The organism is Endozoicomonas sp. 2B-B, from assembly GCF_053470045.1.
Genome location: NZ_JBLZMU010000001.1, coordinates 1,470,478 through 1,496,761, shown reverse-complemented (window position 1 = coordinate 1,496,761; position 26,284 = coordinate 1,470,478). Strand labels below are relative to the sequence as shown.

14 protein-coding genes are annotated in these 26,284 nt (G+C 48.1%); 12 read left to right on the top strand and 2 right to left on the bottom strand.

The window, feature by feature from the left end; translation table 11 throughout:
- Positions 1 to 65 precede the first annotated feature (65 nt).
- Complete coding sequence (locus ACOMHB_RS06070; protein WP_448215899.1) at positions 66 to 1,976, top strand: hypothetical protein; 1,911 nt, start codon at positions 66 to 68, stop codon at positions 1,974 to 1,976.
- Between the two features lie 161 nt (positions 1,977 to 2,137).
- On the top strand, positions 2,138 to 4,462 hold the full coding sequence (locus tag ACOMHB_RS06065; RefSeq protein ID WP_448215898.1) for a hypothetical protein: 2,325 nt from the start codon (positions 2,138 to 2,140) through the stop codon (positions 4,460 to 4,462).
- 104 nt (positions 4,463 to 4,566) lie between these two features.
- On the opposite strand, the gene ACOMHB_RS06060 is transcribed toward ACOMHB_RS06065, so the two are convergent.
- Together ACOMHB_RS06060 and ACOMHB_RS06055 are read right to left on the bottom strand one after the other, a co-directional pair.
- Positions 4,567 to 4,887, bottom strand: a complete 321-nt coding sequence (locus ACOMHB_RS06060; protein ID WP_422132428.1) for a hypothetical protein — start codon at positions 4,885 to 4,887, stop codon at positions 4,567 to 4,569.
- Positions 4,888 to 5,022: 135 nt separating this feature from the next.
- On the bottom strand, positions 5,023 to 6,300 hold the full coding sequence (locus tag ACOMHB_RS06055) for an IS4 family transposase (RefSeq protein WP_448218607.1): 1,278 nt from the start codon (positions 6,298 to 6,300) through the stop codon (positions 5,023 to 5,025).
- A 126-nt stretch (positions 6,301 to 6,426) separates the two neighbouring features.
- On the opposite strand from ACOMHB_RS06055, the gene ACOMHB_RS06050 reads away from it, so the two are divergent.
- The 10 genes from ACOMHB_RS06050 to ACOMHB_RS06005 all read left to right on the top strand — a co-directional run bounded on the left by ACOMHB_RS06050 (position 6,427) and on the right by ACOMHB_RS06005 (position 26,183).
- The gene (locus ACOMHB_RS06050) at positions 6,427 to 8,679 is read left to right on the top strand and encodes a hypothetical protein (RefSeq protein ID WP_448215897.1); all 2,253 of its coding nucleotides are present in this window, start codon (positions 6,427 to 6,429) and stop codon (positions 8,677 to 8,679) included.
- 167 nt (positions 8,680 to 8,846) lie between these two features.
- On the top strand, positions 8,847 to 11,465 hold the full coding sequence (locus tag ACOMHB_RS06045; protein ID WP_448215896.1) for a C2H2-type zinc finger protein: 2,619 nt from the start codon (positions 8,847 to 8,849) through the stop codon (positions 11,463 to 11,465).
- Between the two features lie 110 nt (positions 11,466 to 11,575).
- Positions 11,576 to 13,318 carry a hypothetical protein gene (locus tag ACOMHB_RS06040; RefSeq protein WP_448215895.1) on the top strand — a complete coding sequence of 581 codons (1,743 nt, stop codon included), beginning with the start codon at positions 11,576 to 11,578 and terminating at the stop codon, positions 13,316 to 13,318.
- A gap of 67 nt (positions 13,319 to 13,385) precedes the next feature.
- Complete coding sequence (locus ACOMHB_RS06035; protein WP_448215894.1) at positions 13,386 to 15,479, top strand: hypothetical protein; 2,094 nt, start codon at positions 13,386 to 13,388, stop codon at positions 15,477 to 15,479.
- Positions 15,480 to 15,629: 150 nt separating this feature from the next.
- Positions 15,630 to 17,306 carry a hypothetical protein gene (locus ACOMHB_RS06030; RefSeq protein WP_448215893.1) on the top strand — a complete coding sequence of 559 codons (1,677 nt, stop codon included), beginning with the start codon at positions 15,630 to 15,632 and terminating at the stop codon, positions 17,304 to 17,306.
- 150 nt (positions 17,307 to 17,456) lie between these two features.
- A complete protein-coding gene (locus tag ACOMHB_RS06025) occupies positions 17,457 to 19,406 on the top strand; it encodes a hypothetical protein (RefSeq protein ID WP_448215892.1) in 1,950 nt (649 codons plus the stop codon).
- A 27-nt stretch (positions 19,407 to 19,433) separates the two neighbouring features.
- Positions 19,434 to 19,682, top strand: coding sequence for a hypothetical protein (locus tag ACOMHB_RS06020; RefSeq protein WP_448215891.1), 249 nt, complete (start codon positions 19,434 to 19,436; stop codon positions 19,680 to 19,682).
- 198 nt (positions 19,683 to 19,880) lie between these two features.
- Positions 19,881 to 22,235: a hypothetical protein gene (locus ACOMHB_RS06015; protein WP_448215890.1), complete on the top strand. Its 2,355-nt coding sequence runs from the start codon at positions 19,881 to 19,883 to the stop codon at positions 22,233 to 22,235.
- Positions 22,236 to 22,448: 213 nt separating this feature from the next.
- Positions 22,449 to 24,245, top strand: coding sequence for a hypothetical protein (locus ACOMHB_RS06010; protein WP_448215889.1), 1,797 nt, complete (start codon positions 22,449 to 22,451; stop codon positions 24,243 to 24,245).
- Positions 24,246 to 24,386: 141 nt separating this feature from the next.
- Positions 24,387 to 26,183: a hypothetical protein gene (locus ACOMHB_RS06005; RefSeq protein WP_448215888.1), complete on the top strand. Its 1,797-nt coding sequence runs from the start codon at positions 24,387 to 24,389 to the stop codon at positions 26,181 to 26,183.
- The last annotated feature ends 101 nt before the right edge of the window (positions 26,184 to 26,284 follow it).

Here is a 26,284-nt window from a genome sequence, read left to right as displayed (position 1 = left end):
TTCCCCTTGGTAAATCAGAAGGCAAGGATAGAATTATTAAACTCTCATGCTTTGCAGCACTGCTGTTGCTGATACTGTCATTATCTGTCTTCTGTCAGGCCGAGCCGTTGACAGAGCCTTTTATTGTCGGATCAAACGACCATACAGTGTCTGATTTACCATTGGATGACAAACGACACAGAAATGACAATCACAGAATAAAAATAAACTTCATTGACTCGATTTCATGGCAATGGCTTTACGCCGCGAACCTTCTGGTTACTCTTCAACTGATCCTGTCTAGCAAAGACGCCTCTTTAAGCTCCAATCTTTATCCATGGCTATCTGTAGAAACGATTATCGTTGTTGGTTGGCTTTTAAAAAGCAATCGGTCCCCTGATTCAGCGTTGTTTATGCCTCTTGAACAACAAGCGAGATTTATGTTGACAGAGGTGGATCTCTCGTTTGCGATCAACACTATGATGCCTGGCTCAGAACCTAATCAAGCACAGGCCCAGCCCTCAGAATCATCCATCCAACAAGCCCCGCAAATCACAACCTACCCTATAGGCTATTTCACCAGTCTACTGTATTCTGACTTTGATGACGGTAACGAAGCCCCTCAACAACACTCACATACTTTGGGTTTAAATTGTTTCGTCCATCCCTGTAATGATGTTTGTCAATTCCGAAAATCTTCAGATTCATCCGATAGCGGAGCGCTGGAATGTCGAGAAAGTTCTGCAGACCACACAGGCGCAACACTCGAACAAAGCTCAACCCCCCATCAAACTAATACACAATTTGATAGCTTCGACTCTACAGACGGGGTCGCCTTAGACGGGGTCGCCTTAGACGGGATCGCCTTAGACGGGATCGCCCTGAACTCAAAGGTTACTCTTCTGGCCGATACAACTAATTCCCCGCGGCAAACAATCTGCAGAGAGTTATTAGTCGGAAAGGATGGCCAACTGCAGCAATGCGGGAAGGTCGCCAAGAATGAAAGAGCACTTTCATCTCACAAAAGCAGTTACCATACCGGGCAAAAAACCTGTGAGCTAACCGTGGCCGGGGAGAACGGACGACGGCGGCCATGCAAGATGACCTGCCAGAATGCTCAAGCCCTCTACGCTCACAAAAAAATCGTCCACAGCGGGCAAAAAACCTGTGACTTTACTGTGGTCAGGGAGGATGGCCGAAAGCGGGTATGTGCCATGGTTTGCAAGAATGCTCAATCTCTTTGGAATCACAAAAGCAAAAACCACGGCGGGGAACAAACCTGTAGAGCGACCCTGGTCACAGAGGATGGCCTGCAGCAACCATGCGGGAAGATCTACAAGAATTTTCAGGCTCTGTCTTATCACAGAAGAAAAGAGCACACCGGGATACAAACCTGTAACACAACCGTGGTTGGTGAGGATGGCCAGTCGCGGCCATGCGGTATGACCTGCAAGAATCTCGTAGCCATTGGGATTCACAGGAGCATCTTCCATTCCGGGCAACAAACCTGTGACGAGGCATTAGTCGGGAAGGATGGCCAGCAGAGGCCATGCGGGACGGTCTGTAAGAATGCTTCAATCCTCTCGGTTCACAAAAGCAAAGTTCACAGCGGGCAAAAAACCTGTGATGTGGCAGTGGTCGAGAAAGATGGTCAGCAGCGACCATGTGGGAGGGTTTGTAAGAGTGCCCATGCCCTGCGGGATCACAAAAGCAAAATCCACAGCGGGCAAAAAACCTGTGACGCAACGGTGGTCGTTGAGGATGGACAGCAACGACCATGCGGAAAGGTTTGCAAGAATGCCAGAACCCTGACGAATCACTATAGAAGAGACCACAGCGGGCCAAAAGCCTGTGAAGTGACAGTGATCGGGGAGGATGGTCAGCAGCGGCCGTGCGGGAAGGTCTGTGAAAATCTCCAAGCCCTGTCGAATCACAAAAGAATTCATCGAAAACGCAAGCCTTTTGATGTGAATTTAGACAATGACCTTAATCCTTGAATGGACAACTTCCTTTTCATGAGAAAGTTACAAAAACACACTTATTTTCTTGATCTATCCTTCCTCTCTGTACACCAGAAGGCAGAGATAGAATTATTAAACACTCTCTCTTTGCAGCGCTGCTCTTGCTGTCGTTGTCCGTCATTTGCCAGGCCAAGCCATTGGTAAGACGTTTTATTGTCGAGCTTGAACAGAATGCTGATTTTCCCAAACAGCACTTTGCTATAAAACACGACTTGCGTATATTGTCGGGCCCTCCGTCAGGCATTGTCGACGAACACGGCTATGCAGAGCCCGGGTTGCCATCCCATAACAAACGACATAAACCTGACAGTTACGGAGTGAAAACCACCTTCATTGACTCGATTTCGTGGCAATGGCTCTGCACCACTAACCTACTGATTGCTTATGAACTGATCCTGACCAGCAAAGACAGCTCTCTATGGCGAAACGCTTATTCATGGCTGCCTTCAGAAGCGGCTATCACTGTCAGTTGGCTCTTAAAAAGCTATTGGAACCCCAATTCAACGCTGTTTAGCCCGATTGAACAAAAAAAGGCGATTCAGGATCATCCGTTTGCGATCACCACTGTGATGGCTGGCTCTGAACATGTCTCACAACAAACCACACCATCAGAATCATCCGGCCAGCCAGTCCGACAGACCATCACCTTCCCTAAAAGCTATTTCACTCAACTTCTTTATTATGATTCTGCCGACGGTAACGAAAACCCTCAACAGCACTCACATACTTTGGGTCTGAATTGTTTCGTCCATCCCTGTATTGACATTTGCCAATTCCGACAATCTTTGGATTCATCCAAAAGTTCAACAGACCACACAGGATCAATACCCGGACAGAGCTCATGCTCTCATTTGGCCAATGCACACTGTTATCGTTGCAACTTTAAAAATGGCGTCGCCTCAGACGGGGTCGCCTCAGACTCAGAGAATACAGAGGTAGCCCATACAACTGGCAATGCCGGGCAATTAATCTGCAACATGATAGTGTTCGGGAAGAATGAGCAACAGTCGTCATGCGGGAAGGTCTGCAAGAATGCTCGCGCCCTGGCGGTCCACAAAAGATCACTCCACTGCGGGCAACAAACCTGTAACCTGCCCCTGGTCGGGAAGGATGGCCAACTGCAGCTATGTGGAAAGGTTTACAAGGGTAAATACGCCTTGTCGGATCACAAAAGAAAAGTTCACACCGGGCAACGAACCTGTAACCTTACCGTGATCGGGGAGGATGGCCAGCGGCGGCCATGCGGAGTGCTCAGCAAGAATCTACAGGCCCTGATGTCACACAAAAGAAGATACCACTGCGGACAAAAAACCTGTGACGAGATTGTGACCGGGAAGGATGACCGGCAACGGCCATGCGAAAAGGTCTTCAAAAATGCTTTAGACTTGTGTAATCACAAAAACAGGGACCACGCCGGACAAGAAACCTGTAACGAGATCATGATCAGGAAAGATGGCCAGCAAGAGCCATGCGGGAAGCTCTTCAGGAGCGCTAAAGCTCTGTCATCCCACAAAAGAACCCATACCGGGCAAAAAACCTGCGAGATGACCGTAGCCGGGAAAGATGGTCAGCGATGGCAATGCGGAAAGGTCTGCAAGAATAAAAAAGTACTTTCATCTCACAAAAGCCAATACCATACCGGACAAAAAACCTGTGTCGTAACAGTAGTCAGGGAGGATGGCGAAAAGCAGCCATGCGGAACAGTCTGCGAGAATGCTTATGCCCTGATGAATCACAAAAGAATACTCCACTGCGAACAACAAACCTGCAACCAGACCGTGGCCGGAAAAAATAGCCAGCTGCGGCCATGCGGGAAAGTCCGCAAAAATGCCAAGGCCCTGTTGTATCACAAAAGAGTAGCTCACAGCGGGCAACAAATCTGTGACCTAGCCTGGCTTGGGAAGGGCAACCAGCGAGAGCTATGTGGGAAGGTCTTCAAGAATTTACAATCACTGTCGTCTCACAAAAGCAGCGCCCACAGCGGTCAAAAAACCTGTGCCGTAAAAGTGCTCACAGAGGATGGCATAGAGCAACTATGCGGTTCGGTCTGCAGTAGTGCTCAAGCCCTTCTGGATCACAAAAGCAGAGTCCACAGCGGACAACAAACCTGTGACAGGATCGTGGTGGGAGAAGATGGCCAGCAGCAGGCATGCGGGAGGGTCTTCGGTAATAGTAACTCTCTGTCATCTCACAAAACCAGATACCACAGCGGGCAAAAAATCTGTAGCCTGGCCATTGCCGGGAATAATGGCCAGCAACGGCCATGCGGAATGGTCTGCAAAAATACTCAGGCCCTGTCGGACCATAAAAGAAGAGACCACACCGAGCAAAAAACCTGTAACCTGTCCGTGATCGGGGAAGATGGCCAGCAGCGACTTTGTGGGAAGGTATACAAACATGCCTTTGAGCTGTCGAATCACAAAAAAACACATCGAAAACGCAAGCCTGTTGATGTGAAGTGAGGCAATGACGGGAGTGAAGCCGGGAACGACGGAAGTGTTCCCGATGCTCTCAGTAACGTGATTCTTGCCTCAAGACTCGTACTGACTGTCCTGTGAGGTTTGTGCTACGCGAGCTTATTGAAGATCTGGATTAGCATGTCTTCAATCTTGTCAAAACGACGGTCATGATCCTCTAAATAGTTTTCAATCTTGTCAAAACGCTGGTCAACCTTCTTAAAACGTTGATTAACCTCCTTAAAACGCTGGTCAACCTCCTTAAAACGTTGGTCAATCTTGTCAAATTTCCGATCATGTATTTTCAGGTGAATCTCTAATTGCTGATATGACCGAAGCATAAACGATAAGCTATCGCTTAAGCTTGCGGTCACTTTCTCCCATTTGTCTTGTTGTTCTTCCAGTACCGTGACTCTTGACTCAAGGCTCATACTGCCAGTCCCATGTGGTTTTTTGTTTGAAAATTGAGAATAGCAAAAACTCCCCCTTCCTCGAGGAAGATACAAAAACACACTTATTTTCTTGATCTATCCTTCCTCTCTGTAGACCAGAACTTAAGGTAGACATTAAGCCCCACCCACAGCACAAAGACCTAATCTTGTACGCCCTGAACAACCATCTCGTGCAGGGTGTTCACGTTTCGCATTATCTGCCCAGAAGTTGAGCAGCTTCCTTGTATGTGAGAGCAGAGACTTTCCTGCATTCATAAGGGATAAAATGACATTACCAAACAGTCGGGTTCCACTTTTCATCGCCTTATGCGTCGAGATTTCTTCAATGGCTCCACTTTCATAGAGGTTCGCCTGTGCAGCATGGGCAAGATACCTTTTCAACGTCACAACCACGAAGGACATCAGAATCAGGCTAAACACCAGTGTCGCTGATTTAGTGTTAAAACGATGCCACCCTGAATAGGACTTGATCTCTTTGAAGATAAGCTCTATTTGCCATCGTAGACGATAGGCCTGAAGTACTTCATTCAGGGTGAACTCAACCCGGTTAAGGTTGCTTACAACGAATACCCATTTCAGTTTCCTGTCATTCCAGCGGACAACCAAACGATATGGCCAGGCTTTGAATCCTGGCCATTCTACATCCAGGTCGAGGCATTGATCTTTAGGGAAGCCAGACAACACTTCCTTAAGTTTTTTCCCTTTGTAGCGATTCAGATTTTTGCCATCCTCCCGTACTGCGCTGAGTATCGTCGGGTTGATACTCTGAGGTGCCTTGCAGATAAAAGAACCTTCCCGATCATCAATGGCAGCAAAGCGTTCCAACTCAAAATAACCGGCATCGATCAGCATCAGGATATTAGCCATGGAGGTTGGCAGTGGTGGCAGACAGTCTCTTTCTGAACGGGTATCTTCAGTGAGCTGCACGCGCACCAGATTGTTGGTAAGAAGATCCATTGTCGTATGAAGTTCTACAGCAGCAGGACTGACCGTTGAGAACCTGCCGGGAAATGTTTCCTTTAGGGCATTGTAGACAGCCTGCGATGAGCCGTCATGAATCAGAATGTGCTCGAACTCTGAAAATGGACTGTCCTCATCAAACGCCATGACTTTGCGGGTAAAGACTTCCAGACACTGCACCCATAGCCAGAGGACAAGAGCAGGCATCGCGTCTTTTTTAGCTTGATTTGCCCAGGAACGATAGGAGACATTCAGCCCCGTCAACTCATTAAATTTACGGTGGAGATCGGCTTGAGTATCGCAGTTTCCATCACCAGCAAGGGCATCAATCAGTGAAAGGATAAAGTCCAAGGGGCGGATATCTCGCTGTCGTATAGTAAAACCAAGCTGTTCCGCCATACTGAGAAGTTCAGACCGGTCGAAACACGTCAGCAGTTTTTTTGAACTAGTCTACTATTTGCGATACTCATCTTGTTCAGCCTTGATACTTTTCGCGAAGCTTTATTTTGGCTGTTCAAGGTGAGTTCTGCCGCTGGAAATGAAGCTTTTTTGAGCTTAATGTCTACCCTAAGTAGACCAGAAGGCAGAGATAGAATTATTAAACACTCTCTCTTTGCAACACTGCTGTTGCTGTCGTTGTCGGTCATTTGCCAGGCCAAGCCATTGGTAAGACGTTTTATTGTCGAGCTTGAACAGAATGCTGATTTTCCTAAACAGCACTTTTCGATAAAAAACGACTTGCATATATTGCCAGGCCCCCTGTCAGACATTGCCGACAAAAACGGTAGTATTGAACCCAGTTTGTCATCAGATAAAAAACGACAGAAAACTTGCAGTTGCGGGCTGAAAACGCCCCTTATTGAATCGATTTCGTGGCAATGGCTTTATGCCGCAAATCTGTTGGTTGTTTTTGAACTGATCCTGACCACCAAAGACGCCCCGACGGGGTTCAACCTTTATTCATCATTACCCCTGGAAGCGGTCGTAGCTGTCGGATGGCTTTTAAACAACTATCGGAACCCTGTGTCATCCTTATTCAACCCTTATGAACAACAGGAGGCGAGTATAAATGACCCGCTTTCGATCATCACTATGACGCCTGGTTCTGAACGCAACCCATCACAATATCAACCTTCACAAGCATCTGGCCAACAGGCTCCGAGAACCACCCCCTATCCCGAAGGGTCTTTTACCAGCCCCAGGCATTCTGGCTTCGATGACGATAACGAGGACCCTCAATCACATCGACATACTTTGGGTTTAAATTGTTTCGTCTATCCCTGTAATGGTGTTTGTCGATTCCGACCATCATTCGATAATGCACATTCATTGAGTGCAGTGGCCGCCTGTACTGTAAAAACCCGACCACTGACGATGTTTTGGCATTTACCCGTCACCACCGATGATTTGCTCATAATCAATGGGTTACTCAATCTGGGTAGTCATGGTCTTGCCGAAAAAAACCCGTTTTCCATTTCGCTAATCCATTGCACTCCCCCGGCAGAAACTTTGGAAGCACAACAAACAACAGCATCAACCCAATGGAATCAAAACCTGATTCATCCTTCCCGAACAGCCCAGGCAGCAGCTGATAAGATTATATTCACGACATCAGACGATAAAGACTCTCAGACGGACGACATTGAATCGGCAGAGACTTCATCTTCGGGTTGTCTCCCTTACACAGGCGCTAACCATTGCCAACAAGGCCTTTTGGATCAAAAAAAAAGATACCACTCCGGGCAACATATCTGTGTCGACAAACTGCTTGGGGAAGGTGGTCAGCAACGACTATGTGGAAGAGTCTGCAGCAGTATCAAAGCCCTGTCAGATCACAAAAGAAGACACCACTCGGGGCCTCGAACCTGTTGCGAGACGGTGCTCGGCGAGGATGGCCAACCGCAATTCTGTGGAAAAGTCTGTAAAAGCATCAAAGCCCTGTCAGATCACAAAAGAAGACATCACACCGGACAACAAACCTGTGCCCAGACAGTGCTCGGGAAGGATGGCCAACCGCAACTCTGTGGAAAGGTCTGCAACAATATTAAAGCTCTCTCGGATCACAAAAGAAGACACCACTCCGAGCAAAAAATCTGTGGCGAGACAGTGCTCGGGGAGGATGGTCAACCTTGTCAATGCGGAAAGGTCTGCAAAAGTAGTCAAATCCTGGCGGAACACAAAAGAATAAGTCACAGCGGGCAAAAAATCTGTGACGCAACCCTAATCGGGAAAGATGGCCAACTGCAGCCGTGCAGGCGGGTCTTCAAGAATGCTCATGCCCTTTCGGCTCATAGAAGCTTTATCCACAGCGGGCAAAGAACCTGTTCCGTAACCGTGGTCACAAAAAGTGGCCAGAAACGACCATGCCGGATGCTCTGCAAGAATGCTCAGAGCCTGGCGGATCACAAAAGAAGAAACCACACAAGGCAACAAACCTGTGACATGCTCGTGGTCGGGGAAGATGGCATGCAGCAGCCATGCGGGAAGCCCTGCAAGAGTGCCAAAGTCATGTCGGACCACAAAAGAAGAAAACACGGTGGGCAACAAACCTGTAACTTGACCCTGGTTGGGGAGGATGGAATGCAGAGGCCATGCAAGACAATCTGCAAGAATCCCGCTGCTCTGTCGACTCACAAAAGCAGTGTCCACAGCGGACAAAAAACCTGTGACTTGAACATGGTCGGGAAGGATGGTCGACAGCGATTGTGCAGGAAGATCTGCAAGAATGCTCAAGCTCTGCGGGATCACAAAAGAACACATCGAAAACGCAACCCTGTTAATGACAGCCGGGACGATGACTTCAGTCCTTGAACAGAGACCTGCCCTTTCATGAGAAAGACAAAAGAACACGCCTGTTTACTTGATCTATTCTTCCTCTCTGTATACCAGAAGGCAGGCACAGAATTATTAAACACTCAATCTTTGCAGCGCTGCTATTGCTGTTACTGTCATTGTCTGTCATCTGTCAGGCCAGATCGTTGACAAGACATTTTATTATCGAGCTTGAACAGAACACAGATTTTCCAAACCAGAACTTCTCTATAAAGCCTGTCCGGCAAACATCGTCGGGCAACCCGTCAGACATTGCCGACACATACGGCTATGCAGACCCTGTTTTGCCATCAGATGACAAACGACACAGACCTGACAGTTACGGGATGAGAATGCCACTCATTGAGTCGACTTCGTGGCAATGGCTCTACGCCACGAAGTTGCTGGCTGCTTACGAAATGATTCTGACTAGCAAAGACGCTCCTCAGTACTCCACTCCTTATTCATGGCTACCTGCAGGAGCAGTTGTCGCTGCTGCCTGGCTTTTCAAAAGCTATTGGAACTCTGATTCACTGCTGTTTAAGCCAATTAAACAAAAACAGGCGAGTCAAAATCACAGACTTGCGATCATCTCTATGATGTCCGGTTCTGAACACAACCCATCACAATATCAGCGCTCACAATCATCCGGCCAACAAACCACAGAAGCCACCAGCCAGCTCACAGGAGCTTATAATTATCCCCTGCATTCTGACTCTGGCGACGGTAACGAAGACTCTCAACCACATCGACATACTTTGGGGTTAAATTGTTTCGTCAATTCCTGTCATGGCACTTGTCGACTCCGACACTCATCCGATAGCAGAGAGTCCGCTGAATGGCCGCCAAAGCCCGAAGAAAGCCTACCTATAGACGAGGTAGCTTATATAAATGACTTTGCCGGGTCATTCAGAAATGATTTGACATACCCGGGGAGCATGCCCTGGAACACCAGTGATTTTGGCGACATTAATGCACTGTTCGACCCACAATATCTTCTCGAAGAAGAAGGGATTTTCGTTAAACTTAATCATTCAGAAGCACAACCAACAACCATTGAATCATACCGACTTGATCTTAACCAACATACTCTTTGCGAGACTCCTTTTATCGAGACAGCCACAGCACAAGTCACAACCAACAGCGAGCAAAAAGTCTGTGAAACAATAGTAATCAGAGAAGATGGTCAGCCGCAGCCCTGCGGGGCAGTCTGCAAGAATAGTTATGTCCTGTCGAACCACCGTAGAAGAATCCACAGCGGTCAAAAAGTCTGTCACGTCACTGTGATCGGCGAAGATGGTCAGCAACAGCCATGCGGGACAGTCTGCAAGAATGCCCAAGCCCTGACGGACCACAAAAGAAAAAGTCACACCGGGCAACAAAGCTGCCAGATAACTGTGGTCGGGGAAAATGGTCGGCAACAGCCATGCGGGAAGGTCTGCAGCAGTACCAGAGCGCTATCGGATCACAAAAGAAATGCCCATACCGAAAAAAAAACCTGCGACCAGCCAGTCTATATGGAGGATGGTCAGCCTCAGCTATGCGGAAAGGTCTGCAAGAGTGCCGTTATGCTGTCGGACCACAAAAGAAGAAAGCACACTGGGCAACAAACCTGTACCGTGACCGTAGTCGGAGAAAATGGTCAACAGCGGCCGTGCGGGAGGATCTTCAAGAATCTTGCGGTTCTGAGCAATCACAAAAGGGGCCTCCACTCCGGTCCAAAAACCTGTGAAGAGACCATTATCGGAGAGGATGGTCAGTCGCAGCCTTGCGGGAAAGGCTGCAAGAATCTTCAAGCCCTGACATCTCACAGAAGCAGATACCACAGCGGCCAACAAACCTGTACCGCAACTCTGGTCAGCGAAGATAATCAACTGCGACCATGCGGATTGGTCTTTAGCAGTGTCAGAACCCTGTCGGACCACAAAAAAAAAGTTCACAGCGGGCAAAAAACCTGTAGCCTGACCCTGGTCGGGGAGGATGGTATGCTGCGGTCGTGCGGAACAGTCTACAATAGCTATCAAGCCCTGTCATATCACAAAAGCAGTTACCACAATGGGCAACACACCTGTAGTGTGATCGCGTTCGATGGAGATGATCAGCTGCGGCAATGCGGTAAGACCTTCAATAGTTCTCGAAATCTGGCGCAACACAGAAGAAAAGTCCACAGCGAACAAAAAACCTGTGGCATGGCCATAATCAGAGACAATGGCCAGCACCGGACATGCGGCAAGACCTTCAATAATGCTCAAGCCCTGACGAATCACAAAAGAAAAATCCACAGCGGACAAAAAACCTGTCGCGTGACCGTAATCGGAGAGGATGGCCAGCAACGACCATGCGGGAAAACCTGCAGGAGTGTCCAAGACCTTTCGGATCACAAAAGAAGAGACCACACAGGGCAAAAAACCTGTGACCTGACCGTTGTCGGGGAAGATGGTCGGCAATGGCGATGCGGAAAGGTCTGCAAGAATGCGGTAGCCCTGATCGGTCACAGAAGAATAAACCACAGCGGAAAACAAACCTGTAACCTAACTGTTATCGGGGTGGATGGTCAGCAGCGGCGATGCGGGACAATCTGCAACAATGCTGCAATTCTTTCCTATCACAAAAGCAATCTCCACAGCGGGCCAAAAACCTGTGACGTAACCGTGATCAGGGAAGATGGTCAGCAGCGACAATGCGGAAAAATCTTCAAGAATGCCAGAGTCCTATACAATCACAGAAGAACACATCGAAAACGCAAGGCCGTCGATGTTGAACCGGACGATGGTATCACTCCTTGAACGGACAACCGCCCTTCAATGAGCAAAACATAAAAACACACTTATTTTCTTGATCTATCCTTCCTCTCTTCAAACCAAAAGGCAGAGATAGAATTATTAAACATTCTCTCTTGGCAACACTGCTGTTGCTGTCGTTGTCTGTCATTTCCCAGGCCAAAACGTTGACAAGACACCTTATTGTCGAGCTTGAACAAAATGCAGATTTTCCAAACCTGAACTTTTCTATAAGCCCAGACTGGCCTGCATCGTCGAGCAAACCATCAGACATTGCCGACACAAACAGCTACCCTGAACACGATTTGCCATTGGATGACAAACGACATAGACCAGACAGTTACGAGGTAAAAACGACCCTAATTGAGTCAATTTCGTGGCAATGGCTTTATACGACAAATCTACTGGTTACTCACGAAGTGATCCTCACCACCAGAGACATACCACAAAGTTCAAGCCATTATTCATGGCTGCCATTTGAAGTGGTTATCGCTGTTGGTTGGCTTTTAAAAAACTATTGGAATCCGGATTCACTGCTGTTCAACCCGACAGAACAACAAGATGTGAGTCAAAATCATCCCTTTGCGATCACCACCATGATGACTGCCTCTGAACATAACCCACCACAATATCAGCCAACAGAATCACCCGTCCGGCAAGCTCCAGGAGCCAACAGCGAACTTTCAGGCTCTTTCATCAACCCCGTGCATTCTGACTCTGGAGACGGTAAAGAAGATCCTCAACCACATCGACATACTTTGGATTTAAATTGTTTCGTCTATCCGTGTCACGGCATTTGTCGATTCCGATCATCATCCGATAATGCACATTCAATAAGTGCAGAGGCCAACTGTACTGAGTCTGCCCGGAAACTGAATGATGATCTGACAATGCCCGGGCATTCGCCTGTCAAGTCTGACGATTGGGTCATAATTAATTGGCTGATCAATCTGGGTAATCATGGCCTTGTCGAAGCACCCGGTAAGGTTGTATTAACGAGATCAAATCCTGAAACCTCTAAAACGGACGAAGTTAAATGGTCAGGGGCTTCACCTTCGGGCTACCTTCCTTTTGGTGGGGCTTGCCATTATGAAAAAGCCAGCTCGAATCAAGAAAGAGAAGACTGCACCGGGCAAATAACCTGTGACGAGACAGTGATCCTGGAAGATGGCCAGCAACGATTATGTTGGAAGCTCTGCAAGAATGCTCGGACTCTGGCGGATCACAAAAGCAGAAACCATACTGGTCAAAAAACCTGTGACGTGTCTGTGGTCGACAAGGATAACAAGCAGCGGAAATGCGGATTGATCTGCAAGAGTGTTCAAGGCCTCACATATCACAAAAGGAGAGACCACACCGGACAAAAAACTTGTGATATGACCGTGATCGCGGAGGATGGACAGTTGCGGCCATGCGGGATGGTTTTGAAGAATGCTCCACTTCTGTCAGCTCACAAAAACGGATATCACACGAGACAAAAAGTCTGTGCTGAAACAGTGGTCTCGCAGGATGGCGAGCAGCGGCCATGCGGGAAGCTCTGCAAGAATACTAAAGCCCTGGCGGAACACAAAAGAAGAGAACACAGTGGAAAAAAAACCTGTTATATAACTGTGGTCGGGAAGGATGGTCAACAACGTCAATGCGGGAAAATCTGCAAAAATGCTGCCGCTATGTCGACTCACAAAAGCACTATCCACAGCGGGCAAAAAACCTGTTACGAGACTCTGATCGGGAAAGATGGCCAGCAGCGGCAATGTGGGAAAGTCTTTAGTAATGCCGGAGGCCTTTATGAACACAAAAGAGTACATCGAAAACGCAAGCCTGTTAATCTGGACCAGAACGATGATCTCAGCCCTTGAACTGAAATAATACCCGCTCTCAGATGTGGTGATCTATCCTTCCTCTGCGTAAACCAGAAAGCAAGTATTGATTATTAAACATTACCTGTTTGTAGCATTGCTGTTACTGTCATTGTCTGTCATCTGTCATGCAAAAACGTTGACACGACTTTTTATTGTCGAGTTTGAGCAGAATACAGACTTTCCAAACCAGAACTTTTTTGTAAAACCTGACCAGCTTACATTGTCGGGAAACCCATCAGACATTGCCGACAAAAACGGCTATGCGAAACCTCATTTCCCATCGGATAAAAAACGACACAGACCTTTCAGTTACGGGTTTAAAACATCCCTCATTGGGTCGATTTCGTGGCAATGGCTTTACGCCAAAAATCTGCTGGTTGCTTTCGAACTGATTCTGACTACCAGAGAGCCCCCTCTATCCTGTTTATGGGTACCTGTAGAAGCTGTTATCGCTGCCGGTTGGCTTTTAAAAAGCTATTGGAACCCCGAATCACCCATGTTTGAGCCGATTGAACGACAGGAGACGAGTCAAAGTGACCCGTTTATGATCACCACTATGATGCCTGGCCCTGGACAACATACAACACACTATCAGTCATCAGAATTATCTGGCCAGCAGGCGGCAAATGCTATCACCCAACGAACAGGCTCTTTCACCAGCCCGCTGCATTCTGGCTCTGCTGACGGTAACGAAGACCCTAAGCCAAACCGACATACTTTGGGTTTAAATTGTTTCGTCTATCCCTGTCATGGCATTTGTCGACTCCGACCATCGTCTGAAAATGCCTATCCACCGAGTGCAGAGGCCAGTTATACTGATCCTGCCCAGCCACTCAATCATTATGTGTCAATGCATGGGCATTTAACCGAAGACAGTGATGATTTGGTCATAATCAATGGGTTACTCAATCTGGGTAGTCATAGCCTTGTGGAAAAAACCGGGATTGCCTCTGCCCTTTCCCACTTCACAGCATCAAACCATAACACCTTTCAAGCGGGCACAACTCAATGGACAGGGGCTTCACCTTCGGGCTGCCTTCCTTTCGGGGGGGCGACCCATTACCGACAAGTCAGGTCGACTAAGGAAAAAAGAAACCATACCGTGAAACGAACCTGTCTCGTGAGAGTACTCGGGGTGGATGGTCAGCAACGGCCATGCGGGATGGTCTGCAAAAATTCTCAGGCTCTGGCGAGTCACAAAAGAAGAAACCACACTGGAGAACAAATCTGTGATTTGATCGTGGACGGGAAGGATGGCCAGTCACTGCCATGCGGGACTGTCTGCAAGAATGCTCAAACTCTGTTGGGTCACAAAAGGAGAAACCACACCGGGCAACAAATCTGTGACGTAATCGAGATCGGAGAAGGTGGCCTCAAGCGGCCATGCGGGATACCCTGCAAGAGTACCAAAGCACTGTCGGATCACAAAAAAAGAGACCACACCGGGCAACAAACCTGTGTCGTGACCGTGGTCGGGGAGGATGGTCGTCAGCGGCCATGCGGAAAGATCTGCAAAAATGCTCAATCTTTATGCACCCACAAAAGTCAATACCACAGCGGGCAGCAGATCTGTGACTTCATCCTGGTCGGGGAAGATGGCCAGCAACGACTATGCGGGAAGGTCTGCAGGCACTCTCGAAACCTGACTGACCATAAAAAAAGGAACCACAGTCGGCAACAAACCTGTGAATTTAAAGTGCTTGGAAAAGATCGCCAGCTGCGGCCATGCGGGGTAATCTGCAAGAACGCTGCAGTTCTCTCGACTCATAAAAGCAGTATTCACAGCGGGCAAAGAATCTGTGGCCTGACCGTGTTCGGGGAAGATGGTCAGGAGCGGCTATGCGGGACAACCTGCAGGAATTCTGCGTCTCTCTGGAATCACAAAAGCACTATCCACGGCGGACAAAAAATCTGTAACCTGACCATGGTCGCAGAGGATGGTCAGCAGCGTCGATGCGGGAGAACCTACAAGAATGTCGGCGCTCTTTCGAGTCACAAAAGCACTGCCCACAGTGGGAAAAAAACCTGTAGCATGACCGTGGTCGGGCTTGATGGTCATCAGCAACAATGCGCAAAAATCTTCAAAAATGCTAAAGCCCTGTCTAAGCACAAAAGATTGCATCGAAAACACAAGCCTCTTGAAGCCGACCAGGATTAACAGAAGCTCTTTGATAGAAAGGCACACTTATTTTCTTGATCTATCCTTCCTCACTGTATATCAGAATCCAAGGATAGAATTATTAAACACTTATTCTTTGCAACAACGCTGTTGATGCTTTCGTTTTCTGTCTTCTGTCAGACTGAACCGTTGAAAAGTGGATTTATTGTCGAGCTTGAACAGAATGAAAGTTTTCCAAAAAAGCGCTTTTCTATAATTCAGTCGATCTCGTGGCAGTGGATTTACACCACTAATCTGATGACTGCGTACGAACTGATCCTCACCACCAAAGAAGTGTCTCCAGACAGCAGCCCTCATTCATGGCCACCTGTCGAAGTGGTTTTCACTGTCGGTTGGCTTCTAAAAAGCTATTGGAAACCGGTCTCAGCGTTGTTTAACCCAATTGAACTACAAGCGCCATCTATCTTGCCACAGGAGGATCAGCCGTTTGCGATTATCATTACCCTGTTCGGCTCTGGACATGACCAACAACAGGTCCAGCCTTCAGAATCATCCGTTCAGCAAGCCCCAAAAGCTACCATCCAGAATACAGGCTATTTCACTCATCGCCCCTACTCTGACTCTGACGACGGTGACGGAAACCCACCACAGTATTCACACACTATGGGTTTAAATTGTTTCGTCCATCCCTGTCACGGTGTTTGTCGATTCCAACCATCATCCGAAAGCAGAGAAGCTGCTGAATGGCTGCTGAATTTAAAAGAAAGTTCGAAAGGCTGCACAAAAATGACATTCGGGCAAAGCCCGCGCCCTCCTTATGGCATTAATGACAAACCGACAAATAACTGTAACCCGAAACAATCAGGGCATGCAGAAGCAGCACATGCGGACCCTGCCGACTCAGTCAATCATGATGTGCCAATGCACAGGCATTTACCTCTCACAGCTGAAGATTGGGTGATAGTCTATGGATTACTCAATCTTGGTTGTCACAGTTTTCGCGTAAAAACAGGAATTTCCTTTATGCGTGACCATTTCAACCCCCCAATGGAGACTTCAGAAACACAACAAACAACAGAGGGATCAACCCATTTCAGTCATAACCCACTTCATTTTTCCCAGAAAGACACAGTGCAAGCCAAAAACAACATAACGCAAAAAATCTGTAAAGCAACGGTGGTCGGGAAGAATGGCCAGCAGCGATTGTGCGGAAAGGTCTGCTGGAGTGCCGCAGCTTTATCGGTTCACAAAAGCACTTACCACAGTGGGGAAAAAATCTGCCTTAAGACCGTGATCGGAGAGGATGGTCAGCTACGACAATGCGGCAAGGTCTGCAAGCATAATAATGCCTTGTCAGATCACAGGAGAAGAGACCACACCGGTCAAAAAACCTGTGAAGTCACCGTGATTGGGGAAGATGGCCAGCAGCAGCCATGTGGAAAAGTCTGCAAAAATGCTCAAGCCCTGACGGATCACAAAAGCGGATACCACTCCGGACAAAGAACCTGCAACGCTACCATGGTTGGGGAGGATGGCCAGCCTAAGCTATGCGGGAAGATCCTCAAGAATACTATTGCCCTGATGCATCATAAAGAACACTTTCACAGCAGAAAAAAAACCTGTGACGTAACCGTGATCGGTGAGGATGGCCTGCTTCGACCATGCGGAATGGTCCTCACTAATGCTCGATACCTGAAGAATCACAAAAAAAGGGTCCACACCGGACGACAAACCTGCGACGAACCCCTGATCGGAGAGGATGGTCAGCAGCGACCATGCGGAAAAGCCTGCAAGAATGTTGAAGCCTTGCGACTGCACAAAAGAAAACATCGAAAACGCAAGCCTGTTGATACGAATCTGGATTAACAAGAGCTCTTTAGCAGAAAAACAAACTTATTTTCTTGATCTATCCTTCCTCTTTGTAAACCAGAATCCAAGGATAGAATTATTAAATACTCACTCTTCTCGACACCGTTGTTTCTACTATCTATTTCCGTCGCCTGTCAGGCCGAGCCGTTGACAAGCCGTTTTATTGTCGAGTTTGAACAGAATGGAGGTTTTCCAGACCAGAGCTTTTCTATAACGCCTTACACCCCTTCAGATATTCCTGACACAAGCAGCTACACAGGATCAGCTTCGCTGCCTGATGGAAAACGACACAGATCAGGCTTTTACGGGGTAAAGCCAAACCCCATTGAGTCTATTTCGTGGCAATGGGTTTACACCACTAACCTGCTGATTGCTTACGAATTGATCCTCACCACTAGAGGCACTCCTCTGAGAGCTAACCCCTATTCATGGCTACCTGTAGAAGCCGCTTTCGCTGTCGGTTTGCTTTTAAAAAACTACTGGAACCCCAACTCACCGTTATTTAACCCGATTGAACAACAGACGGCATCTATGTTGAGACAGTGGGATCAGCCGTTTGCGAGTATGATTACAATGTTTGGCTCTGGACATAACCAACAACAAGGCCAGCCTTTAGAATCATCCAGCCAGCAAGCCCCAGAGGCTGCCACTCAGCCTGAGCGCTATTTCATTAATCACCTGTATTCTGACTCTGGCGAGGGTAAAAGAAACCCTCAGCAAGACTCTCACACTTTAGGTCTGAATTGCTTCGTAAATTCCTGTCGTGGCATTTGTCAATTCCGATCATCAGCCAGCAGCAGAAGGCCTGCTGAATCACCACTGAATGTCGAAAAAAGCTCAACAGGTCCTACAGGAGCAATACCCGGACAAAGCTCATGTCCTCCTTTGATAATTAAACACGGTCTCAGTTGCACAGGCTACTATGATTCTGTAAACACTACAGACTCACAAAAAAAACCGCCTGTAAAAGTATTCAATGATCGCTTTTCCTTTCAATTCCAATGCACTCCTGGTGAAACCTTTCTGCCTCAGACGCATCAAGCTCAGCCCCATGACGTTAATGACAACCTGACAAACAGCTGCAACCATACCCTCTCGATGAATGCAGGGAAAGCACAGTCTAACTCTGGCCAGCCACTCCATGATAATGCGCCAAGGCATAAGTATTTGTCTGTCACTGATGATGATTTGGTTATAGTCAATGGTTTACTCAATCTGCGTGATCATAGTCTTCTCAAAAAAATCAGGAATTCCTATGTCCGCAAACCTTTCAGACTTCCAGCGGGGGCGTCAAAAACACAACAAATAACAGGATCACCCCAATTGGGTCATAACCCACTTCATCTTTCCCGGACAGGCAGAGAACAAGCCACAAACCTCAGCGGGCAGAAAATTTGTAACGCAACAGTGGTCACAAAGAATGGCCTGCAGCAACCATGCTGTAAGGTTTGCATGAATACTACTGCCCTTTCGATTCACAAAAGCAAATACCACACCGGGCAAAAAACCTGTATCGAGACCGTAATCGGAGTGGATGGTCAACTGCAGCCATGCGGAAGAGTCTGCAAGCATGCTAATGCTCTTTCAGATCACAAAAGAAGAGAGCACACTAACCAAAGAACCTGCGGTGTGGTAGTGGCTGGAGAAAATGGCCAACCGCAGTTATGCGGGAAGGTCTTCAAAAATACTTATGCCCTGACGCATCACAAAAGAACTCTCCACAGCGGGCAAAAGACCTGTCCTGTGCCAGTGACTGGAGAAGATGGCCAGCCGCGACCATGCGGGAAAATCTTCAAGAACGCTGAATCTCTGTCATCTCATAAATGCAAATACCACACCGGGCAAAAGACCTGTGACGTGACTGTGCGCGGGAAGGATAACCAACAGCAGCCGTGCGGATCCGTTTTTAACAGTTTTCAGGCCCTGTTGGATCACAGAAGAAAGAACCACAGTAGCAAAAAAATCTGTGAGGAAACCATAATCGGGAGGGATGGCACGCGACAGAAATGCTGGACGATCTGCCAGAATGCTAAAGCCTTCTCGGATCATAAAAGAAAACATCGAAAACGCAAACCTGTTGATGCGGATCAGAATTAATTTTCTATAAAGCGAAACCTGAGCGTATTGTCAGATATCTCCACAGTCATTACCGATACCAAAGACTATTCAGAATCCGATTTGCCATCGGATAAGAAACGACATAGACATCAAAGACATAGGGTAAAAACGATCAACATTAAGTCGATTTCCTGGCAATGGCTTTATGCGACGAATCTTCTGGTTGCTTATGAAGTGATCCTGATCACCAGAACACCCTCTCTGAGTGCTGACACTTATTCACAGATACCTGAAGAAGCAAACTTATCTTCATAACCTATCCTTCCTCTCTGTATAGCAGAGTACAAGGATAGAGTTATTAAACACTCACTTTTTGCAGCATCACTATTGCTGCTCGTTTCATTTCCTGTCGTCTGTCAGGCTGAAGAGTCAACAAGGTGCTTTGTTGTCGAGCTTGGGCAGAATGCAACTTTTCCAAACCGAAGCTTTTCTATAAAGTGTGCAAGACAGGCAGTGTCAGAAAAACCATCAAACGTTGTCGACACAAGCGACAATGCAGGATCAGATTTGCCGCCTAATGGCAAACGACAGAAACCTGGCAATTACGGAGTCAAAACAACTTTTCCTGAATCGATCTCGTGGCAATGGCTCCACACTGCCAAGCTGCTTGTTGCCTACGAACTGATCTTCACCACCAAGGGTCCCGCCCTCGGTGCCATGACTTCTTCATGGCTGCTCATAGAAGTGGTTGTTGCTGTTGCCTGGCTTCTAAAAAACTATTGGCGCCTCGATTCATCGCTGTTTAACCTCATTGAACAACAGGCGAGTCAGAGACATTCGTGCGCCGCCATCACTGTGGTGTTTGGCTCTGGAGATGACCAACAACAATACCAGCCATCAGAATCTTCCTGCCAGAAAGCTCAAAAGACAACTACCCACTATAGAGGCTCTTCCGCTGCTGGCCACCTGAACAATGATAATGAAGACGGTGACGAAGGTCTTCAGCCAAACCTGCATACTTTGGGTTTAAATTGTTTCGTCTCTACCTGTCGCGGCATTTGTCGATTCAGATCATCATTCGATAGCAGAGAGTCAAATGAATGGCCGCTCAATTCCATAGAAAGTTGGATAAACCACAGAAGGGCAGCCCCCTTTCTGGGCGCGTGCCATCATTTGGCCAATGGACACTGTTTCAGTTGCTTAGGTCGATTTAATCCTGAAGACACTGAAGATTTTCAACAAAACTCATCTTTCGAAGATTTGAATGGTATCCTTGATACTCAACTCTTATGCAATTTTGGCCAACCGCTTCATTCACTGTCATACCAGCCACAGACTCGTGACATTGATGGCAACCCAATCAACAGCTGCAACTATGCAGATTGGGTCGACTCAGACGGGGTCGCATGCACAATAAGTTCAGAGGCAGCCGATGCAACTGAACCTGCCAGACAAGCAATCTGTAACCTGACAGTGATCGGAAAAAATGGTCAACAGCTGTCATGCGGGAAGGTTTACCGGAATGCTAAAGCCCTGATTAATCACAAAAAAAATACCCACACCGGGCGAAGAAACTGTTACCTGACGGTGGTTGGGAAGGATGGTCAGCAACAACCATGCGGGAGAGCCTTCAAAAATACTCAATCTCTGTGGTCTCACAAAAGCAGGGTCCACAACAGACAACAAACCTGTAAGGTGACCCTGGTCGGGAAGAATGGCAAGCCACGACCGTGCAGAAAGGTCTGCAATAATAATCGTGCCTTCGCGGATCACAAAATAAGAGACCACAGCGGAATAAAAACCTGCGAAACCACAATAGTCGGGAAGGATGGCAAGCCGCAACCGTGCGGAAAGGTCTGCAGTAATAATCGTGCCCTCAGGGATCACAAAAGAACTGCTCACACCGGTCAACAAACCTGTAACCTGGATGTCATCGGAAAGAATGGCCAGCGGCAGACATGTGGAAAAGTCTGCAAGAATGCTCAAGCCCTGGCGGTTCATAAAAGCTGCTACCACAGCGGGCAAAAAACCTGTCACCTGCTTGTAATCGGGAAGGATGGTCTGCAACGTCCATGTGGAAGTATCTGCAAGAATGCCAAAGCCCTGCAGATTCACAAAGCCAAGTATCACACCGGGCAAAAAACCTGTAACTTGATCATAGTCGGGGAGAATGACCAACAGCGGTCATGTGGAACCATCTGCAAGGATTCTCAAGCCCTGTTTCATCACAAGAAAAGACATCACACAGGGCAACAAACCTGTCAAAAGACTGTGTTCGGGGAAGATGGCCAGCCGCAGCAATGTGGGAAAATCTGCAAGAATGCTCTGGCTCTGCTTAATCACAAAAACAAAGTCCACAGCGGACAAAAAACCTGTAACGAAACAGTGTTTACGGAGAATGGTCAGCAGCGGCCATGCGGAGTGGTCTGCCCCAATACCAGAGCCATAGAGAATCACAAAAGGCAATACCACAGCATACAAAAAACCTGTAGCGAAACCTTGGTCGGGGAGGATGGTCAGCCGCGACCATGCGGAAAGATCTGCATGAATGACGTGGCCCTGACGAATCACAAAAGAAGAAAGCACACCGGGCAACAAACTTGTGACGTGACCGTTCCCGGACAGAATGGTCGGCTGCGGCCATGCGGGGCAATCTTCAAAAATGCCGGATCCCTGGCGTCTCACAAAAACAGCGTCCACTCCGCTCAAAAGACCTGTCGCTTGACATTGGTCACAGAGAATGGCCAGCCGCAATCCTGCGGGAAGGTCTGCAAGACTGCTAAAGCCGTGTCGGTTCATAAAAGAACACACAGAAAACGCAAACCAACTGAAGGAGTACAGGACGATGCCCCGGCCCTCAAAAGGTAAAGATAACAATCTGAGATCAGCACTTTTATTCAGTTTTGCCATTAAACCGTTGGTTTATTGCAGAAGATCTGCGATTGAAAAACATGCTTATTTCATGATCTATCCTTTCCCATCTGTAACCCGCAAAGCAAGGATAGAATTATTAAACATTCACCCTTTGCAGCACCGCTGTTCTTACTATTGTTGTTTTCTGTCGTCTGTAAAGCCGAACCTTTGACAGGACGTTTTATTGTCGCGCTTGAGGAGAATACAGGTTCTCAAAATCAGATCTTTTCTGTAAAGCCTGACCAGCTCAGGTCACCGGGCCCGTCAGAGTTGATTTCGTGGCCAGGGCTTTATGCCACGAACCTTCTGATTGCTTATGAACTGATCCTGACCACCAGGGCCACCACTGCGGGTGAAACCCCTTATTCATCGCTACCTGCCGAAGGAGCTATCGCTGTCGGTTGGCATTTAAAAAACTATTGGAACCCGGACTCATGGCTGTTTAACCCGATTAAGCAACAAGAGATAAATCAGGATTACCCGTTTGTCATCACCACTATGATGCACGGCTCGGGACATGACCAGCAACAACGTCAGCCAACAGAATCATCCCGCCATCAAGCCCCAAAAGCTACCAACCGTGCTTCAGGCTATGTCACCAGACTACAGGATTCTGAATCTGGCGACGGTAACGGAGACCCAGAACAACACTCACATACTTTGGGCTTAAATTGTTTCGTCTATCCCTGTCATGGCGCCTGTAGATTACGATCATCATCCGATTCATCCGATAGCAAAACGTCGGATCGTGAGGCAGTCCACACGAGAGAAATGACCGAGCAAAGCTCATGCCCCCATTTGGTCAATAGACACTGCTATCGTTGCCGGTTAGTGATCGGGGCCCCTTCAGAGTCAGTGGGTGCTGGTACAGCCAATAAAACTCAGCTCAACGTGACAAACTGTAACGTTATAGAGATCGATGAAAATGGCCAGCTGCGCCAGTGTGGGAAGCTCTACAAGGATGTCCGAACACTGTCGACTCACAGAAGAAGATACCACACCGGACAACAGGCCTGTGAAACGACTGTGGTCGGGCAGAATGGCCAGCCGCAGCCTTGCGGGGCAGTCTGCAAGAATGCTGGAGCCCTGATGGTTCACAAAAGCAGCGTCCACACTGGACAACAAACCTGTTGCTTAACATTGGTCGGGGAGGATGGCAAGCTGCGCCAATGCGGGAAGCTCTGCAAGAATAGCGGAGCCCTGTCGACTCACAAAAGAAGACATCATAGCGGGCAACAAACCTGCGACATAACATTGGTTGGAGAGGATGGCCAGCAGCTCCCATGCGGAGTGGTCTGCCGCAATGCTCACACCCTGACGTTTCACAAAAGAAGATACCACTCCGGACAAAAAGTCTGCGATGTAAGAGTGGTCACAGGGGATGGCCAACAGCGGTCATGTGGGACGGTCTGCAAGAGTGCTCATGACCTCTCGATGCACAAAAGATGTACTCACACCGGTCAACAAGTCTGTGATGCAACTGTGGTCACAGAGGATGGCCAGCAGCGGCCATGCGAAAAGGTCTGCAAGAATGCTAAAACCTTGTCAGAGCACAAAAGCAATTACCACACCGGGCAGAAAACCTGTGACGTAAACATTGAAGGGGAGGATGGCCAGCAGCAGCCATGCGGAAAGGTCTGTAAGAGCGCTCGAGCCCTCTCGTCGCACAAAAGCAGATTCCACACAAGTCAAAAAACGTGTGACGCGACAGTGGTCGGGGAGGGTGGTCAGCAGCAGCCATGCAAGAGGGTCTGCAAGAGCGCTCCAGCCCTGTCGGATCACAAAAGAAGACATCATAGCGGGCAACAAACCTGCGACATAACATTGGTTGGGGAGGATGGCCAGCATCGGACATGCAGGAAGGTCTGCAAGAATGCCAAGGCTATGGATAATCACAAAAGAATACACAGAAAACGCAAACCAGCTGCAGGAGAACAGGACGATGCCCCAGCCCTCAAAAGGTAAAATAAATAACAATCTGAGATCAGCACTTTTATTCAGTTTTGCCAGTAAATCTCTGGTTTATTGCAGAAGATCTTAAATTGCAAAAAATGCTCATTTCATGATCTATCCTTTCCCATCTGTAACCCGCAAAGCAAGGATAGAATGATTAAATATTCACCCTTTGCAGCACCGCTGTTCTTACTATTGTTGTTTGCTGCAGTGTGTATGGCCGAACCTTTGACAGGACGTTTTATTGTCGCGTTTGAGGAGAATACAGGTTCTCAAAAGCAGATCTTTTCTGTAAAGCCTGACCAGCTGAGGTTACCGGGCCCGTCAGAGTTGATTTCGTGGCCAGGGCTTTATGCCACGAACCTTCTGATTGCTTATGAACTGATCCTGACTGCCGGGGCCACCACTATAATGCACGGCTCGGGACATGAGCAGCAACAACGTCAGCCAACAGAATCATCCCGCCATCAAGCCCCAAAAACCACCACCCATGCTACAGGCTACGTCTCCAGTCTCCTGAATTCTGAATCTGGTGACGGTAAAGGAGACCCACAACAACACTCACATACTTTGGGCTTAAATTGTTTCGTCTATCCCTGTCATGGCGCCTGTAGATTCCGATCAGATAAAACTCAGCCCACCTGGCAAGTAATCTGTAACCTGATAGAAGTCGATGAAGATGGCCAGCTGCGCCAATGTGGGAAGTTATACAAGAATGTCTATGCCTTCTGGACTCACAAAAGAAGATACCACACCGAACAACAAAGCTGTGACGCGACTGTAATCGGGCAGAATGGCCAACCGCAGCCTTGCCAGGTGGTCTGCAAGAATGCTGGAGCCCTGGCGTCTCACAAAAGCAGCTTCCACACTGGACAAAAAACCTGTCACTTAACATCGGTCGGCACTGATGGCCAGCAGCTGCCATGCGAGAAAGTCTGCAAGACTGCTAAAGCCCTGACGGATCACAGAATAAGACACCACTCCGGGCAAAAAACCTGTAACCTGACGTTGGTCAGGAAGGATGGTCAGCAGCGGACATGCGGAATGGTCTGCAAGAGTATTAAAGCCTTCTCGGATCACAAAAGAAGATACCACACCGGACAACAAACCTGTGAAGTAACCGTGATTGGGCAGGATGGTCAGCCCCAGCCATGCAGGAAAGTCTGCAAGAATGCTATAGCCCTTTCGACTCACAAGAGAAGATACCACAGCGGGCAAAAAACCTGTGACTCAATGATGTTCCGGGAGGATGGCCAACAGCGGCCATGTGGAACCATCTGCAAAAATGCTCAGGCCCGGGTGCATCGCAGGGGCAGAGACCTCAACGGGCAACAAACCTGTCAAATGACTGTGATCGGGAAGGATGGCCAGCAGCGGACATGCGGAAAGGTCTGCAAAAACGCTCAAACCTTCTCAGAGCACAAAAGCAATTACCATACCGGTCAAAAAACCTGTGACCTAACCGTGATTGGGGAGGATGGCCAGCAGCGGCCATGCGGGATAGTCTGCAAGAATGCTAAATCCTTGTCGGATCACAAAAGAAGATGCCACACCGGGCAACAAACCTGTGACGCGACCCTGGTCGGTCAGGATGGCCGACCGCGATCATGCGGAACGGTCTGCCAAAATGCCAGAGCCTTTTCGGATCACAAAAGAAGATACCACACCGAACAACAAAACTGTGACGCCACTGTGATCGGGCAGAATGGCCAGCCACAGCCTTGCGGGGCAGTCTGCAAGAATGCGGTAGCCCTAACAAGCCACAAAAGCAGCTTCCACACTGGACAACGAACCTGTCACTTAACATGGGTCGGGGAGAATGGCCAACAGCGGCCATGCGGATTGGTTTGCATTAATGCCAGAGCCCTGGCTAACCACAAAAGAACGCATCGTAAGCGCAAGTCTGTTTATGTGGATCAGGATGATGATCCTCAGCCCTCGAAAAAGTAAAGCAAGAAAGCAATGATCTCTAACAGAAACTATTTGACAGAAAAACACTCTTATTTTCTTGATCTATCCTTCCTCTCTGTAAACCGGAATGCAAGGATAGA

Coding starts and splice junctions, on each gene's coding strand:
- ACOMHB_RS06060 (WP_422132428.1), bottom strand. CDS start 4,887: ATGAGCCTTGAGTCAAGAGTCACGGTACTGGAAGAACAACAAGACAAA.
- ACOMHB_RS06050 (WP_448215897.1), top strand. CDS start 6,427: ATGTCTACCCTAAGTAGACCAGAAGGCAGAGATAGAATTATTAAACAC.
- ACOMHB_RS06005 (WP_448215888.1), top strand. CDS start 24,387: ATGATTAAATATTCACCCTTTGCAGCACCGCTGTTCTTACTATTGTTG.